Consider the following 16,529-nt stretch of genomic DNA (forward strand, 5'->3'; position numbering starts at 1 on the left):
AAGGGAGGTCAGGTGACGGCACTGACGCTCGGCGTCAGATCCCCGCCGCCTTCGACAGGTCATGCTTGAGCGCGGACAGTAGCTGCGTCGCCTGGGCTCGGGCCGACGGGAGGGCGGTGTGGGTGGGGACCGGGAGGACGACCTCCAGGTAGCACTTGAGCTTGGGTTCGGTGCCGCTGGGGCGGACGATGACGCGGGCGCCGTCCAGGGTGTAGCGCAGGCCGTCCGTGGGCGGGAGGGTGGCCGTGCCCCGGGTCAGGTCCTCCGCCGAGGTGACCGGGAGGCCGGCGAGCCGCGTCGGGGGGTGCTCGCGCAGGCGGCGCATCGCGGACGCGATGACCGACAGGTCCTCCACGCGGACCGAGAGCTGGTCGGTGGCGTGCAGGCCGTACGTCACCGCGATGTCGTCCAGGAGGTCGGTCAGGGTCCGCCCCTGTTCCTTCAGCTCCGACGCCAGCTCGGTGATCAGCAGCGCGGCTGTGATGCCGTCCTTGTCGCGCACGCCCTCGGGGTCGACGCAGTAGCCCAGCGCCTCCTCGTACCCGAAGCGCAACCCCTCCACGCGGGCGATCCACTTGAAGCCCGTCAGGGTCTCCTCGTAGGGGAGGCCCGCCCGCTCCGCGATCCGGCCGAGCAGCGAGGACGAGACGATGGACTCCGCGAACACGCCCCGCGCACCCCGGCGCACCAGGTGCTCGGCGAGCAGCGCGCCCACCTCGTCGCCGCGCAGCATCCGCCAGTCGGCGCCGTCGCGCACGGCCACCGCGCACCGGTCGGCATCGGGGTCGTTGGCGATCACGAGGTCCGGCGAGGACGCGCGGGCCGCCGCGAAGGCGAGGTCCATCGCGCCGGGCTCCTCCGGGTTGGGGAAGGCCACGGTCGGGAAGTCCGGGTCGGGCTCGGCCTGTTCGGCCACCAGCACCGGCTCGGGGAAGCCCGCCCGCGCGAACGCCGCGAGCAGCACGTCCTTGCCGACGCCGTGCATCGCCGTGTAGACGGTACGGGCCGTACGCGCCGAGTCCTTCGCGAGCACCGCGTCCGTACGGGCCAGATACGCGTCCAGGACCTCCTCGCCCAGGATCTCCCAGCCGGACTCCGGGCGCGGTACGTCGGCGAGCGCCACGACCGCGTCGATCTCGGCCGCGATCTCCGCGTCGGCGGGCGGGACGATCTGGGAGCCGTCGCCGAGGTACACCTTGTAGCCGTTGTCCCGGGGCGGGTTGTGGCTCGCGGTGACCTCCACGCCCGCGACCGCGCCGAGGTGCCGTATGGCGTAGGCGAGGACGGGCGTGGGCAGCGGACGGGGCAGTACGGCCGCGCGCAGCCCGGCGCCGGTGATCACCGCGGCGGTGTCCCGCGCGAAGTCGGCCGACTTGTGCCGGGCGTCGTAGCCGATGACGACCAGGCCGCCGGTCTGCCCCTTGGCCTTGAGATACGCGGCGAGACCGGCGGCGGCGCGGATCACGACCGCGCGGTTCATCCGCATCGGGCCCGCGCCCAGCTCGCCGCGCAGCCCGGCCGTACCGAACTGGAGCGTGCCGCTGAAGCGCGCGGCCAGCTCGTCGGTGTCCCCGGCGTCGAGCAGCGCGCTCAGCTCCGCACGGGTCTCGGGGTCGGGGTCCTCGGCCAGCCACGCCCGGGCTCGCGCGATGAGTTCGTCCTGCACGTCCTGCACCTCGGGTGAACCTCTCTCTCGATCTGTCCGCTGCCGCCCGGCGCTACAGCCGGTTCAGCACCTGTCCCAGCAGCTCGCCCATGTGCGCCGCCGAGTCGCGGCCCGCCTGGAGGACCTCCTCGTGGTTCAGGGGCTCGCCGGTCATGCCCGCGGCGAGGTTGGTGACCAGGGAGATGCCGAGGACCTCGGCGCCCGCCTCGCGCGCGGCGATGGCTTCGAGCACCGTGGACATGCCGACCAGGTCGGCGCCGATGGTACGAGCCATGCGGATCTCGGCCGGGGTCTCGTAGTGCGGGCCGGGGAACTGCGCGTAGACGCCCTCCTCCAGGGAGGGGTCGATCTCCTTGCACAGGGCGCGCAGACGCGGCGAGTACAGGTCGGTGAGGTCGACGAAGTTGGCGCCGACGATCGGGGAGGTGGCCGTCAGGTTCAGGTGGTCGCTGATCAGCACCGGCTGCCCGGGGCGCATGCCCTCGCGCAGGCCGCCGCAGCCGTTGGTCAGCACGATGGTCTTGCAGCCCGCGGCGACGGCGGTGCGTACGCCGTGCGCGACGGCGGCCACGCCACGGCCCTCGTAGTAGTGCGTGCGGCCCAGGAACACCAGGGCGCGCTTGGCCCCGAAGGTGTACGAGCGGATCTTGCCGCCGTGGCCCTGGACGGCGGGCGGCGGGAAGCCGGGCAGCTCGGTCACCGGGAATTCGGCGTCGGGCGCGCCCAGGGCGTCCACGGCCGGGGCCCAGCCGGAGCCCATCACGAGGGCGACGTCGTGGGTCTCGGCGCCCGTGAGTTCGCGCAGGCGCGCGGCGGCGGCGTCGGCGGCGGCGTGGGGGTCGTCCGGAAGGAGAGATGCGTTCACGGCACGAGGGTAGCCGGTCTTCGCCTACGCGCGTAGATGACGGAGCCCACGGGAATGCGATCGTTGTCAGGAAGATTTCGGCGAACAGTGGGCAAACCGTTGACGAAGGGGCGCAGGGCCCTTTGTGCGGCGGCTGGGAAACGGTTCGGTGGCGGGCCCGGGACCGGCTCAGCAGGGCCGCTTGCGCAGCTCCATCACATAGTCGTGCGGGGCGCCCGCGGACTCGGCCGCGTCCGCGATCTCGCCGAGGTAGCGGGCCGAGGGCAGGCCGCCCTCGTATCCGTTGAGGACGTACACCCAGGCGGGCTCCTCGCCGTCCAGGGTGTGCACGCGCACCTTCAGGCGCCGGTAGACGCCGAGGCCGACGCCCTCCCAGCGGTCCAGCGAGTCCTCGTCCATCGGCGCGAGGTCGTACAGCCCGACGAAGACCTGCGCCCCGGGCTCCTCCACCAGCGTCGCGAGCGCCCCCTCCCAGCCCAGCTGCTCACCCCCGAAGGTCAGCCGCCAGCCGTTCAGCCAGCCGGTCGCGCGCAGCGGGGAATGCGGGGCGCGGCGCGACATCAGCCGCGCGTCGAGGTTGCCGGCGTAGGCGGCGTAGAGCGACATGGACCGAGGGTACGGCAGGGGGAGCGGGGGCTTCTGATGTCGGTGGGGTGCCTTGGTGAGCGCCGGGCCTTGGTTGCTGGGGGGCCTGGGGTGTGCGGTTCTGGGCGGCTGGGACGGCTGGGGGCGCGTTCCTTTCGGGCTGCCGGGGATCGGCCCCGGGAGTCCCCCCGTCGGGCTGCCAGGGGTCGGTCCGAGGTGTGGCCGCCTGCCGAGCTTGGGGACGCCGGTGTCTCTTCCCGCCGGGCCTCGGCAGGCGGGGTGGCCGCCTGTGCGGAATCGCCGGGGAAACCGGCCCGACGTGCGGTGTGTGGCCCTGTGGGCTGGTCGGAACGCCGGGTGCGCGCTGCTGCGGGTCCGCCGGAGGCCGGGTGGGGTGGCCGCCTGCGCTGGAATGTCGGGGACGCCGCCCGTGCCCCTGTCGAACTACCGGCGGCGCGGTGTGCGGCCCTGCGGGCTGCACGGAACGCGCGGTGTGTGCCGCTGTGGGGTCTGTCGGGAGGCGGGGTGGCCTGTCGGGCCTCGGGCAGCCGGGTGACCGCCTGTGCGGAGTCGTCGGGGAAAGCCGTCCGTACCCTGCCGAGTTGTCGGAGACGTGGCGTGCGGCCCTGTGGGCTGCCCGGAACGCGTGGTGTGCGCCGCTGCGGGTCTGCCGGGAGGCCGGGTGGCCGCCTGTGTCGGATCGTCGGGGGAACGGCCCGTGCCCCTGCTGGACCGTCGGAGGCGCGGCGTGCGTCGCCGCAGACTGCGGGGAGGCCGTCTCCCCGGAATAGTCGGGGAAGTCGGCCCGTACCCCCGGCGGAACCATCGGAGACGTGACGTGCGGCTTTTCGCGCTGCTCGGAACATCCGGGTGCGCGTCCTCCCGGATGCGCGGGGGAAGCCGAGGGGTCGTCGTCGCCGAACCGTCGGAGACCACCCGCCCCCGCCGAACCGTCGGAGACCCGCGTGCGGGACAATGGGGTACGTGACTCGGATCGTGATCATCGGTGGTGGACCCGGCGGGTACGAGGCGGCGCTGACGGCGGCGCAGCTCGGCGCGGAGGTGACCGTCGTCGACTGCGACGGTCTGGGCGGGGCGTCGGTGCTGACCGACTGCGTCCCGTCGAAGACGCTCATCGCCACGGCGGAGGTGATGACCACGTTCGACTCCTCGTACGAGGAGCTGGGCATCATCGTCGCCGACGACACCCCGCACATCGAGCAGGCGGCCCGCGTGGTCGGCGTGGACCTCGGCAAGGTCAACCGCCGGGTGAAGCGGCTCGCGCTCGCGCAGTCGCACGACATCACCGCCTCCGTCACCCGCGCCGGGGCCCGGGTCATGCGCGGCCGGGGACGCCTGGAGGGCATGCAGGCGCTCGACGGCTCCCGCAAGGTCGTCGTCACCGCCGCCGACGGCTCCGAGGAGACCCTGACCGCCGACGCCGTCCTCATCGCGACCGGCGGCCACCCGCGCGAGGTCCCCGACGCGCAGCCCGACGGCGAGCGCATCCTGAACTGGACCCAGGTCTACGACCTCGACGAGCTGCCCGAAGAGCTGATCGTGGTCGGCTCCGGCGTCACCGGCGCCGAGTTCGCCGGTGCCTACCAGGCCCTCGGCTCCAAGGTCACCCTCGTCTCCTCCCGCGACCGCGTGCTGCCGGGCGAGGACCCGGACGCCGCCGCCGTCCTGGAGGACGTCTTCCGCCGCCGGGGCATGAACGTCATGGCCCGCTCCCGCGCCCAGTCCGCCAAGCGGGTCGGCGACCGGGTCGAGGTCACGCTCGCGGACGGCCGCGTGATCACCGGTACGCACTGTCTGATGGCGGTCGGCGCGATCCCGAACAGCGCCGGGCTCGGCCTGGAGGAGGCCGGGGTCAAGCTGCGCGAGTCCGGCCACATCTGGACCGACCGGGTCTCCCGTACGACCGCCCCGGGTGTGTATGCCGCCGGTGACGTCACCGGTGTCTTCGCGCTCGCCTCGGTGGCCGCGATGCAGGGCCGTATCGCGATGTACCACTTCCTGGGCGACTCGGTGGCCCCGCTGAACCTCAAGACGGTCTCCTCGAACGTCTTCACCGACCCCGAGATCGCCACCGTCGGCTACAGCCAGGCCGACGTGGACGCGGGCAAGATCGACGCGCGCGTGGTCAAGCTGCCGCTGCTGCGCAACCCGCGCGCCAAGATGCAGGGCATCCGGGACGGCTTCGTCAAGATCTTCTGCCGTCCGGGCACGGGGATCGTGGTCGGCGGTGTGGTCGTCGCGCCGCGCGCCTCGGAGCTGATCCACCCCATCTCGATCGCCGTGGACAACAATCTGACGGTCGAACAGATCGCGAAGGCGTTCACGGTCTACCCGTCCCTGTCGGGCTCGATCGCGGAGGTCGCGCGGCAGTTGCACACGCGGAAGGCGGGCGCGGAGGGCTGAGAAGGCTCCTCCGCGTCTTCCGCTGGACACGGACTCCCCGCCGGGCGCGGGGAGTTCTCGTGTTTCCGGGGGCTTCCGGCGGCACGGCGGTGTACGGCGGTTCCTATACCACCTCGGGCCCCACGGTGCGAACAACTTCTGCTATTCGGCGCAAACTGCTGAAAGCAGACGGTCGTTGGGGTTACTGTCAGTTTCGTGTTCGCTGCAGAACGTCGTCAATTGATCCTCGAAATGGTGCGAGCGAACGGGGCCGTGTCGCTCCGTGAACTCGCCCGTGTCGTCCAGACCTCCGAAGTGACCGTACGGCGGGACGTGCGCGCGCTGGAGGCAGAAGGACTCCTCGACCGCCGGCACGGCGGTGCGGTGTTGCCGGGCGGGTTCACGCGAGAGTCCGGCTTCCCGCAGAAGTCCCATCTCGCGACCGCCGAGAAGACGGCCATCGCCGATCTCGCGGCGGGGCTCGTCGAAGAGGGCGAGGCCATCGTGGTCGGCGCCGGTACGACCACGCAGGAGCTGGCCCGCAGACTGGCCCGGGTGCCCGGGCTGACCGTGGTCACCAACTCCCTGCTGGTGGCCCAGGCGTTGGCCCATGCCAACCGGGTGGAGGTCGTCATGACCGGCGGCACGCTGCGAGGGTCCAACTACGCCCTCGTCGGCTCCGGTGCCGAGCAGTCGCTCCAGGGGCTGCGGGTCTCCAAGGCGTTCCTCTCCGGGAGCGGTCTGACCGCCGAGCGCGGGCTGTCCACGTCCAACATGCTGTCGTCGTCCGTGGACCGGGCGCTGGTCCAGGCCGCTGCCGAGGTGGTGGTCCTCGCGGACCACACCAAGCTCGGCACCGACACCATGTTCCAGACCGTCCCGACCGAGCTGATCACCCGCCTGGTCACCGACGACCCGCCGCCGCACGACGACCGCGCCGCCACGGAGTTGCAGGCTCTCGCCGATCAGGGGGTGCAGATCGTCGTGGCGGGGGCGAACGGGGCGGCGGGGGGTGAGCCGGGGCCTGCGGCGGCACCCCGCCAGCGGGGCCTTCCCGGGCCGCGGCGGGGGCATCCTCCGGCGACGCTGCGGCCTGCGGCCGGGCATGGCGAGGGGCGGGTTGCCGATCTTCGGCGGCGGTAGGTTGTCGGCGGGGGGTGCGGTGCGGGGGGTTGCGGTGCGGGGGTGAGTGCGGGCGCGTGGTGGCTTGTCGCGCAGTTCCCCGCGCCCCTTGGGGGTGGTTTGCGTTCAGTTTCGTGCGCGGGTCCGGTTTGGGTTCTCGCGCAGTTCCCCGCGCCCCTTAGGGGTGGCTTGGTGGGGGGAACGGGGGACGCCCGGCCGGGGCCGGGCGTCCTTGGTGGGGCTGGGGAGTGGTTTCCGCGTGCTCAGTCCTTGATCTCGCAGATCGGGGCGCCTGAGGTGATCGAGGCGCCGACTTCTGCGGTGAGGCCCTTGATGGTGCCGGAGCGGTGGGCGTTGAGGGGCTGTTCCATCTTCATGGCCTCCAGGACGACGACGAGGTCGCCTTCCTTTACCTCCTGGCCTTCCTCGACGGCGATCTTGACGATCGTGCCCTGCATGGGGGAGGCGAGGGTGTCGCCGGAGGCGACGGGGCCGGACTTCTTGGCGGCGCGGCGCTTGGGCTTGGCGCCGGCGGCGAGGCCGGTGCGGGCCAGGGACATGCCGAGCGAGGTGGGGAGGGAGACCTCCAGGCGCTTGCCGCCGACCTCGACGACGACCGTCTCGCGGCCCAGCTCTTCTTCGGCCTCCGTGTCGGCGGCGGCGGTGAAGGGCTTGATGTCGTTGACGAACTCGGTCTCGATCCAGCGGGTGTGGACCTGGAAGGGGTCCGAGGAGCCCGTCAGCTCGGGGGCGAAGGCCGGGTCGCGGACGACCACGCGGTGGAACGGGATGGCCGTGGCCATGCCCTCGACCTGGAACTCGTCCAGCGCGCGGGCGGCCCGCTGCAGGGCCTCCTTGCGGGTGCGGCCGGTGACGATCAGCTTGGCCAGCAGGGAGTCCCAGGCCGGGCCGATCACGCTGCCGGACTCCACGCCCGCGTCCAGGCGGACACCGGGACCGGAGGGCGCGTCGAAGCGGGTGACCGTACCGGGGGCGGGGAGGAAGCCGCGGCCCGGGTCCTCGCCGTTGATGCGGAACTCGAAGGAATGGCCGCGCAGCTTCGGGTCGTCGTAGCCCAGCTCCTCGCCGTCGGCGATGCGGAACATCTCGCGCACCAGGTCGATGCCCGCGACCTCCTCGGTCACCGGGTGCTCGACCTGCAGGCGGGTGTTGACCTCCAGGAAGGAGATCGTGCCGTCCTGGCCGACCAGGAACTCACAGGTGCCCGCGCCCTCGTACCCGGCCTCCTTCAGGATGGCCTTGGAGGCGCGGTACAGCTCCGCGGTCTGCTTCTTGGACAGGAACGGCGCCGGGGCCTCCTCCACCAGCTTCTGGTGGCGGCGCTGGAGCGAGCAGTCACGGGTGGAGACGACGACCACGTTGCCGTGCTTGTCGGCCAGGCACTGGGTCTCCACGTGCCGCGGACGGTCCAGGTAGCGCTCGACGAAGCACTCGCCCCGGCCGAAGGCGGCAACCGCCTCACGGACCGCCGAGTCGTACAGCTCGGGGACCTCTTCGAGGGTGCGGGCGACCTTCAGACCACGGCCGCCACCGCCGAAGGCGGCCTTGATCGCGATCGGCAGCCCGTGCTCCTTGGCGAAGGCCACGACCTCGTCGGCCCCGGAGACCGGGTCCGGCGTACCGGCGACCAGCGGGGCACCGGCGCGCTGCGCGATGTGGCGGGCGGCGACCTTGTCACCCAGGTCCCGGATCGCCTGCGGCGGCGGGCCGATCCAGGTCAGGCCCGCGTCCAGCACGGCCTGCGCGAACTCGGCGTTCTCCGAGAGGAAGCCGTAGCCGGGGTGGATGGCGTCCGCGCCGGACTCCCGGGCGGCGTTCAGGACCTTCTCGATGTCCAGGTAACTGGTGGCCGGAGTGTCACCGCCCAGGGCGAACGCCTCATCCGCGGCCCGGACGTGCAGAGCGTCCCGGTCCGGGTCGGCGTATACGGCCACGCTCGCGATCCCGGCGTCCCGGCAGGCCCGGGCTACGCGGACAGCGATTTCGCCACGGTTGGCGATGAGCACCTTGCGCACGATTGAGGCTCCCTCCTTGAAACAAGCCGAGTTTAGGGACTGCCGACACGGCACTTCGACCCGTCCCCAATGGTGAGCTTGCCCACACGGAGCGTGATGCGAGGCCCACTCGTTCCACGAAAGCCCATGTCGCACCTCGGTACGCAGGACTCCACCGGAAAACCCTAGCCCTGCCATGTGGCCAAGGTCTCTGTGAAAGCGTGCTGCGGGCCACGCGGTTTCTTTGTCGAGTCCCTACGAATGGCCCAATGATTCTTTGCGGCCGCCCCGCCCCTTGTCCTCCGCTTTACCCTCCGCCGACCCCTCCCGGTCGGCCGGGACCGGCGGTAGCGTTCGCGGTTGACACGAACGTACTTCGGGTAACAGCAGAACTGTTCGGACTTGGGTCGAGAGTGGGTGGGGGCCGGTGGTGCGCAGACCGGTGGCATGGATCGTGGCGGTCGTCCTGCTGGCCGAGGGCTGCGTGATCGCGGCGTTCAACTGGTTCCTCGGCATGGTCGCCGACCGCCAGCACATGTCGCTCGCCGGAATCGACCCCGACCTGATGTCGGTGTCCTCGAAGATCGGCGGCGTGGTCTTCGGGCTCTACTTCGCGCTCTGCGCGCTCGTCGCCCTGCTCGTCGCGGTGCGCGACCGCGCCCCTGCCGGGTTCGGCCGCATCCTGCTGATCAGCGCCGCCGTGGTGCACGCCCTGCTGGGCGCCGCCGCCCTGGCCCTCACGGACCCCGCGGTCTTCGTGACGCTGATGGTGACCTTCGCCCTGCTCCTGCTGCTCCTGATGACCTACGACGCGGAGCCGGCGCCCGCCGCGCGCGCCACGGACGGCGGCGACAGCGGCAAGGGCGACGGTACGGCGACCGCCGAGGCCGCTCCGCAGACCCCGGCGCCCGTCATCCCGGCCCCCCGCACCGAGGACCGGCCGGGCCGCGCCCCCTTCACCCGGCCGGCGCCCACAACTCCGTGATGCCGACGCCCAGTTCGGCCAGCAGCTTGCGGACCAGGGGCAGGCTGATGCCGATCACGTTGCCGTGGTCGCCGTCGATGCCCTCGATGAACGGCGCCGAACGGCCGTCCAGCGTGAACGCCCCGGCCACGTGCAGCGGCTCGCCCGAGGCGACGTAGGCGGCGATCTCCGCGTCCGAGGGCTCACCGAAGCGGACCACCGTGGAGGCCGTCGCGGACACGTACCGCTTCGCCGTCGTGTCCCACACACAGTGCCCGGTCTGGAGCACCCCGGCCCGCCCGCGCATCGCCTTCCAGCGGGCGGTGGCCTCCTCGGCGTCGGCGGGCTTGCCCAGCGCCTGCCCGTCCAGCTCCAGGACCGAGTCGCAGCCGATCACCAGCGCCCCCTGCACCTCCGGCTTCGCCGCGACCACGGACGCCTTCGCCTCGGCCAGCGCGAGCGCCAGCTCGGCCGGGGTCGGCGCGGTGACGGCGTCCTCGTCGACCCCGCTGACGATCACCTCGGGGGCGAGCCCCGCCTGCCGCAGCAGGCCGAGCCGGGCGGGGGACTGGGAGGCGAGAATGAGACGGCGCTGCTGGTCGGTCATGCCGTCAGCGTAGCGCCGCCGCGCGGCTCACCTCAGGCCGATCACGATCATCGTCAGCACCATGGCCAGGGCCACGAACAGACCGAGCCGCCTGAGCTTCGCCTCCATCCGGCGAAGATCCTCGGGCGGCTCGTTCTCGGGGTCTGACCACAGCATGCTGTCCAGCGTGCGGCGGCGGCCGGGTCCGGCGCCTGAGTACGCGTACTCACCTGAGGCGGCTCTTCCGGATCCGGCCGGAACCGGTCGGTCCTGCGGCTCAGGACGGCCAGTAGGTACGGCTCCAGGACACCGGCCCCGGCTGCGGCAGCCGCCGCCCCGCGATCCGGGCCGGATCGGACCACGCGTCCCGCGCTCCCGCCGCGCCGGACGGCGTCTCGGCCACCGCCACGGCGCGGGCCCGGACCACCGCCAGTGCGGCGGCCAGCTCCTCCGGGGTCGGATTGCCTCGTACGACCTTGATGTTCATGACGGCTCCCGGTCTACGGCTGCGTGGTCCTCGGTCCTACAGGGGGATGTTGCCGTGCTTCTTCGGAGGCAGGGATTCCCGCTTCGTGCGCAGTTGACGCAGGCCCCGCACGATGTGCGAGCGGGTGTCGGACGGCATGATCACCGCGTCGACATAGCCGCGCTCGGCCGCGACGTACGGGTTGAGCAGCGTGTCCTCGTACTCCTGGATCAGCCGCGCCCGCGTGGCGTCGCCCTCTCCGGCCGCCTCCGCCTCCGCGATGGTGCGGCGGTGCAGGATGTTGACGGCGCCCTGCGCGCCCATGACCGCGATCTGCGCGGTGGGCCACGCCAGGTTGAGGTCCGCGCCCAGGTGCTTGGAGCCCATCACGTCGTACGCGCCGCCGAACGCCTTGCGGGTGATCACGGTGATCAGCGGGACGGTGGCCTCGGCGTAGGCGTAGATCAGCTTCGCGCCCCGGCGGATGATGCCGTCGTGCTCCTGGCCGACGCCGGGCAGGAAGCCGGGGACGTCCACGAAGGTGAGCACCGGGATGTTGAAGGCGTCGCAGGTGCGCACGAAGCGGGCGGCCTTCTCGCTCGCCTTGATGTCCAGGCACCCCGCGAACTGCATCGGCTGGTTGGCGACGAGCCCCACCGGGTGCCCCTCGACCCGCCCGAACCCGGTGACGATGTTCGGTGCGAACAGCGCCTGCGTCTCGAAGAACTCCCCGTCGTCCAGGACGTGTTCGAGCACGGTGTGCATGTCGTACGGCTGGTTCGCGCTGTCCGGCACCAGGGTGTCCAGCTCGCGGTCCTCGTCCGTGACGGCGAGGTCGGCCTCCTCGGCGAAGACCGGGGCCTCGCTGAGGTTGTTGGACGGCAGGTACGACAGCAGCTGCTTGATGTACTCGATCGCGTCCTTCTCGTCGCCCGCCATGTGGTGGGCCACGCCGGAGGCGGTGTTGTGCGTGCGGGCGCCGCCCAGCTCCTCGAAGCCGACGTCCTCACCGGTGACGGTCTTGATCACGTCAGGACCGGTGATGAACATGTGGCTGGTCTGGTCGACCATGACCGTGAAGTCGGTGATCGCGGGCGAGTAGACGGCGCCACCGGCACAGGGCCCGACGACCAGGCTGATCTGCGGGATCACGCCCGACGCGTGCGTGTTGCGCCGGAAGATCTCGCCGTACGCCCCCAGCGACGCGACCCCCTCCTGGATGCGCGCGCCACCGGAGTCGTTGATCCCGATGACCGGACAACCCGTCTTCAGCGCGAAGTCCATCACCTTGACGATCTTCTGCCCGTACACCTCGCCGAGCGCCCCGCCGAACACGGTGAAGTCCTGCGAGAACACGGCCACCGGACGCCCGTCCACCGTGCCGTACCCGGTCACGACCCCGTCGCCGTACGGCCGGTTCGCCTCCAGGCCGAAGTTGGTCGACCGGTGCCGGGCGAACTCGTCCAGCTCCACGAACGACCCCTCGTCCAGCAGGAGTTCCACCCGCTCACGAGCCGTCAGCTTTCCCTTGGCATGCTGCTTCTCGACGGCCCGCGCCGACCCGGCGTGCGTCGCCTCATCGATCCGCCGCGTGAGATCCGCGAGCTTCCCCGCGGTCGTGTGAATGTCGATCTCGTGACGCTCTTCCGGCTCGGACATCGGGATGCGGCTCCCTGCCTGCTCAAAAGGGGGGACGGTAAGTCATCCGTAGCGTAGTGGCGCACCTGCCGGTCGGCAGTGCGGTGTTTCCCACACCTAGGGTTACTTGCTTGGCCTCTTCCCCCGCTTTAAGGGCGGGAGTCCGGCGGTCGCCCGCCGGGTTTCCTGCTTCACCGGCGACCGCCCCGTCGGGGAGGACTCCCGTCGAGGTCTTACACCGCCTCCACAGGCAGTGGCCGCCGACCCGGCGGTCAGGATGTTGTGTGCCGCGTTCATGTCGCGGTCATGCACGGCGCCGCAGTGGTCGCACGTCCATTCGCGGGCGTTCAGCGGCAGCGTGTCGCGGACCGTGCCGCACTTTCCGCACAGCCTTGAGCTGGGGAAGAAGCGGTCGATCACGACGAGATCGCGCCCGTACCAGGCGCACTTGTACGCCAGCATCGACCGGAGTTCCGTCCAGGCCGCGTCCGAGATGGCGCGCGCCAGGGTGTGGTTCCTCAGCAGGCTGCGGACGGTGAGGTCCTCGATCACGACCGTTTGGTTCTCACGGACGAGCCGAGTGGTGAGCTTGTGCAGGAAGTCCCTGCGGCGGTCGGCGATCCGGGCATGTGCACGCGCGACCTTCCTGCGGGCACCAGAGAGGTGATCCCGGCGTCGATCCCGACCGCCGCTGTCGTGGCAGGGGCCGGGGCGATGGTGTCCTCGCAGAGCAGGGAAACGAACCAGCGTCCCGCGCTGTCGCGGGACACCGTCACCGTGGACGGTTCCGCTCCCTGCGGTAGGGGCCGGGACCAGCGGATGCCCAGTGGCTCGGCCATCTTCGCCAGCGTCAACAGACCGTCACGCCACTTGAACCCTGAGCGGGTGTACTCCGCCGATGCGCGGGACTTCTTCCGCGACTTGAACCGTGGGTACTTGGCACGCTTGGCGAAGAAGTTCCCGAACGCCGTCTGAAGATGCCGTAGCGCCTGCTGAAGCGGCACCGAGGAGACCTCGGCCAGGAAGGCGAGTTCCTCGGTCTTCTTCCACCGGGTCAGCGCGGCCGACGACTGCACGTACGAGATGCGCTGCTGTCCGCCGCGCCAGGCTCGGGTGCGTTCCTCCAGCGCCCGGTTGTAGACGAGGCGAACGCAGCCGAACGTGCGGGACAGCTCCGCCGCCTGCTCGTCCGTGGGGTAGAAACGGTATGTGAACGCCCGCTTCACCTGCCGCGCCATGCCTCGGATCCTAGTGACTCCTGAGTGCCTCACGGGAACGGTTGGTAGTGGCCGCACTCCGATTTCTCCCACCCCGAAGGCCGGGGTGTCTGCAAAGGAACCTTGATGACGCCCCGCGATGCAGCAGAGAACAGCCGTTGGTCCGATCTGGAACGGCCGCCCCTGAGTTCTGTCGGACTGCGGCGGGCGCTGGTGCGGGAGGGCGGGTTGTGGTCGCGGGTCGACGTGGTGCCGAGCACCGGGTCGACCAACTCCGATCTCGTCGCGCGGGCGAACGCGGGGGAGGCGGAGGAGGGGACGGTGCTGGTCGCCGAGGCGCAGACGGCGGCGCGGGGGCGGCTCGACCGGCGGTGGACGGCTCCGCCGCGCTCGGGGCTGTTCTTCTCCGTCCTGCTGCGGCCCGCCGAGGTCCCCATGGAGCGCTGGGGCTGGCTGCCGCTGCTGACCGGCGTGGCGGTGGCGACCGCGCTGTCCCGCACGGCGGGCGTCGACACGGCCCTGAAATGGCCCAACGATCTCCTGGTCACCGTCGACGGCGAGGAGCGCAAGGCCGGGGGCATCCTCGCCGAGCGGGCCGGTGCGGACGGCGTGGTCATCGGCGTCGGCCTCAACATCACCCTGCGCGCCGACGAACTCCCCGTCCCCCAGGCGGGCTCCCTCCTCCTCGCCGGTGCCGTGAACACCGACCGCGACCCCCTGCTCCGCGCGGTCCTCCGCTCCCTGGAGGACTGGTACGACCGCTGGCGCACGGCCTCCGGCGACCCCGCCACGAGCGGCCTCCAGGCGACCTACGTGGCAGGCTGCGCCACCCTCGGCCGCCAGGTCCGCGCGGAACTCCCCGGCGACCGGGTCCTACGGGGCGAGGCGACGGCCATCGACGGCGACGGACGCCTGGTCATCACGACGGTGGGCGGCGAGCGGGAGGCCGTGGGGGCGGGGGACGTCGTGCATCTGCGGCCGGAGTAGGTGCGGGCGGGGAGGGGCGGCTGTGGAGTGGTGCGTGGGGCTGTCCTAGCGGGGGCTCGGGCACGGTCTCGTCGGCAGGGGCGGGGTGGCTCGGCCGGTCCGCGGTGGAAGAGCCGGTGCCGTGGCCGCGCCCCGCTGCCGTACCCCCGCCCGTCCGGGCAGCTCGCGGGGCCGTCCTGAGTGGCCGATGCGGATGGGGGCGCCCCGGCGAAGGCGCGGTGGCTCGGAGGGCCCCCGGCAGAGGAGTCGGTTCGACTCGGGTGGACCCCGGCGAGGGGTCGGGCTGGGCCGGGTGGACCCGGGTCGGGGCGTCGGACCGGCTCGGAAGGTGCCCCGCAGCAGAAGAGTCGGGCCTGGTGGCTGTAACCCCGCTGCCGTACACCCGGCGCGCCCGTCCTGAGGGTCTTGGGGGGGCGCCTCGGGCGGGGGTGGCTCGGGGTGCCCTCGGCAAGGGGGTCGGTTCGACTCGGGCGGACCCCGGGCGAGGGGCCGGGCTGGAACGGGCGGACCGCGGCCGGGGCGTCGGACCGGCTCGGAGGGTGCCCTCAGTAGAAGAAGCCCGGACCTGGTGTGCCCCGCTGCCGTACCCCCGGGCGCCCCTCCTGAGAGGCCGAGGTGTCTCAGTACGCCCCAGCGAGGGCACGGTGGCTCGAAGCACTCGTCGGGGGTGGTCGGGCCGTCACAGGGGGGCGCGTGTCCCCGGGGAAGCGCCGGGCTGTGTACGACGGCTGCACCGCCGGAGGCAGCCCGCGCCCCCGTGCGACCCGGGTGCTCCGTCAGCGGGGGAGCGTTCGTCCGGTCGGACGGTCCCAGCGGAGTGAGCTGGCGCACACCTGCCGTAGAGTTGAGGCCGGTCGGACCTGACCGCGGCAGATCGGAAGGGCAGCAGGCGTGAGCGTCGACGACACGGGCTCCGGCGCGGGCGCGGAGGGCCGGGTGGACCCCGATGCCCCCGACCCCGGCGACGACCCGCTCGCCCTCCGCCTCGAACAGCTGATCCTCGGCGCCGAGCGCCGTTACACCCCCTTCCAGGCTGCCCGCAGCGCCGGTGTCTCCATGGAGCTGGCGTCCCGTTTCTGGCGGGCGATGGGCTTCGCGGACATAGGCCAGGCCAAGGCGTTGACCGAGGCCGACGTACTCGCCCTGCGGCGGCTCGCCGGTCTGGTGGAGGCGGGCCTGCTCAGCGAGGCGATGGCCGTACAGGTCGCCCGGTCCACCGGACAGACCACCGCCCGGCTGGCCGAGTGGCAGATCGACTCCTTCCTGGAGGGCCTGACCGAGCCCCCCGAGCCGGGCATGACCCGTACCGAGGTGACGTACCCGATCATCGAGCTGCTCCTGCCCGAGCTGGAGGAGTTCCTGGTCTACGTGTGGCGGCGCCAGCTCGCCGCGTCGGCCGGGCGCGTCATGCAGACCGTGGACGACGCGGAGATGGTCGACCGCCGCCTCGCCGTCGCCTTCGCGGACCTCGTCGGCTTCACCCGCCTGACCCGGCGGATGGAGGAGGAGGAGCTGGGCGAGCTGGTCGAGGCGTTCGAGACGACCGCCGCCGACCTGGTGGCCGCGCGCGGCGGACGGCTCATCAAGACCCTGGGCGACGAGGTGCTGTACGTCGCGGACGACGCCGCCCTCGCTGCCGACATCGCGCTGCGCCTGGTGGAGACGCTGGCCAACGACGAGACGATGCCCGAGCTGCGCGTCGGCATGGCGTTCGGCACGGTGACCACCCGGATGGGCGACGTGTTCGGTACGACCGTGAACCTCGCCTCCCGGCTGACCTCGATAGCCCCGCGCGACGCCGTACTGGTGGACAGCGCCTTCGCCGAGGAACTGATCCGGACCGGTGTCGCACCCGCCTCGGAGGCGGAGGCCGCGGAAGCAGTGGCCACCGCCGAGAAGGAGGGCGAGGAGCCGCCCGCCTACCGCTTCGCGCTCCAGCCGATGTGGCAGCGCCCGGTGCGTGGCCTCGGCGTCGTCGAGCCCTGGCTTCTCGCGCGCCGCCCTTCCTGACCGAC

The 16,529-nt window shown here is 72.1% G+C and carries 13 protein-coding genes and 1 pseudogene; 5 read left to right on the plus strand and 9 right to left on the minus strand.

The window, feature by feature from the left end; all coding sequences use genetic code 11:
• Positions 1-34 precede the first annotated feature (34 nt).
• From B079_RS0102160 to B079_RS0102170, 3 genes are all read right to left on the minus strand, one after another.
• The gene (locus B079_RS0102160) at positions 35-1,666 is read right to left on the minus strand and encodes a phospho-sugar mutase (protein ID WP_026248266.1); all 1,632 of its coding nucleotides are present in this window, start codon (positions 1,664-1,666) and stop codon (positions 35-37) included.
• A 52-nt stretch (positions 1,667-1,718) separates the two neighbouring features.
• Positions 1,719-2,531, minus strand: a complete 813-nt coding sequence (locus tag B079_RS0102165) for a purine-nucleoside phosphorylase (protein ID WP_018544124.1) — start codon at positions 2,529-2,531, stop codon at positions 1,719-1,721.
• Between the two features lie 168 nt (positions 2,532-2,699).
• The gene (locus B079_RS0102170; RefSeq protein WP_018544125.1) at positions 2,700-3,137 is read right to left on the minus strand and encodes a gamma-glutamylcyclotransferase; all 438 of its coding nucleotides are present in this window, start codon (positions 3,135-3,137) and stop codon (positions 2,700-2,702) included.
• 954 nt (positions 3,138-4,091) lie between these two features.
• Here B079_RS0102170 and B079_RS0102175 point away from each other — a divergent pair.
• Both B079_RS0102175 and B079_RS0102180 read left to right on the plus strand, forming a co-directional pair.
• The gene (locus B079_RS0102175) at positions 4,092-5,540 is read left to right on the plus strand and encodes an NAD(P)H-quinone dehydrogenase (protein WP_018544126.1); all 1,449 of its coding nucleotides are present in this window, start codon (positions 4,092-4,094) and stop codon (positions 5,538-5,540) included.
• Between the two features lie 195 nt (positions 5,541-5,735).
• Positions 5,736-6,662, plus strand: coding sequence for a DeoR/GlpR family DNA-binding transcription regulator (locus B079_RS0102180; protein ID WP_078495798.1), 927 nt, complete (start codon positions 5,736-5,738; stop codon positions 6,660-6,662).
• Positions 6,663-6,904: 242 nt separating this feature from the next.
• Here the strand turns inward: B079_RS0102180 and B079_RS0102185 are convergent, their stop codons facing one another.
• Positions 6,905-8,677 (minus strand): acetyl/propionyl/methylcrotonyl-CoA carboxylase subunit alpha, encoded by a 1,773-nt coding sequence (locus tag B079_RS0102185; RefSeq protein ID WP_018544128.1) that lies wholly within the window; start codon positions 8,675-8,677, stop codon positions 6,905-6,907.
• A gap of 421 nt (positions 8,678-9,098) precedes the next feature.
• Here B079_RS0102185 and B079_RS31175 point away from each other — a divergent pair, with 421 nt between their 5' ends.
• Positions 9,099-9,641 carry a hypothetical protein gene (locus tag B079_RS31175; RefSeq protein ID WP_018544129.1) on the plus strand — a complete coding sequence of 181 codons (543 nt, stop codon included), beginning with the start codon at positions 9,099-9,101 and terminating at the stop codon, positions 9,639-9,641.
• On the opposite strand, the gene B079_RS0102195 is transcribed toward B079_RS31175, so the two are convergent.
• The 5 genes and pseudogenes from B079_RS0102195 to B079_RS31180 form a co-directional block, all read right to left on the minus strand.
• Positions 9,613-10,227, minus strand: a complete 615-nt coding sequence (locus B079_RS0102195) for a Maf family protein (protein ID WP_018544130.1) — start codon at positions 10,225-10,227, stop codon at positions 9,613-9,615. The two genes, B079_RS31175 and B079_RS0102195, sit on opposite strands and share 29 nt — an antisense overlap.
• A 27-nt stretch (positions 10,228-10,254) precedes the next feature.
• Positions 10,255-10,383 carry a morphogenic membrane protein MmpB gene (mmpB, locus tag B079_RS36265; RefSeq protein WP_018544131.1) on the minus strand — a complete coding sequence of 43 codons (129 nt, stop codon included), beginning with the start codon at positions 10,381-10,383 and terminating at the stop codon, positions 10,255-10,257.
• A 100-nt stretch (positions 10,384-10,483) separates the two neighbouring features.
• Positions 10,484-10,693: an acyl-CoA carboxylase epsilon subunit gene (locus B079_RS0102205; protein ID WP_018544132.1), complete on the minus strand. Its 210-nt coding sequence runs from the start codon at positions 10,691-10,693 to the stop codon at positions 10,484-10,486.
• 36 nt (positions 10,694-10,729) lie between these two features.
• Complete coding sequence (locus B079_RS0102210; RefSeq protein WP_018544133.1) at positions 10,730-12,331, minus strand: acyl-CoA carboxylase subunit beta; 1,602 nt, start codon at positions 12,329-12,331, stop codon at positions 10,730-10,732.
• A 102-nt stretch (positions 12,332-12,433) separates the two neighbouring features.
• Positions 12,434-13,548, minus strand: a pseudogene (locus B079_RS31180) (RNA-guided endonuclease InsQ/TnpB family protein).
• A gap of 105 nt (positions 13,549-13,653) precedes the next feature.
• Between B079_RS31180 and B079_RS0102220 the strand changes: the two are divergent.
• Positions 13,654-14,514: a biotin--[acetyl-CoA-carboxylase] ligase gene (locus B079_RS0102220; protein ID WP_026248267.1), complete on the plus strand. Its 861-nt coding sequence runs from the start codon at positions 13,654-13,656 to the stop codon at positions 14,512-14,514.
• Between the two features lie 891 nt (positions 14,515-15,405).
• Positions 15,406-16,524, plus strand: coding sequence for an adenylate/guanylate cyclase domain-containing protein (locus tag B079_RS0102225; protein WP_018544135.1), 1,119 nt, complete (start codon positions 15,406-15,408; stop codon positions 16,522-16,524).
• Positions 16,525-16,529 lie beyond the last annotated feature (5 nt).

Origin of the sequence: Streptomyces sp. LaPpAH-108 (genome assembly GCF_000373625.1) — a bacterium.
Lineage (GTDB): Bacteria > Actinomycetota > Actinomycetes > Streptomycetales > Streptomycetaceae > Streptomyces.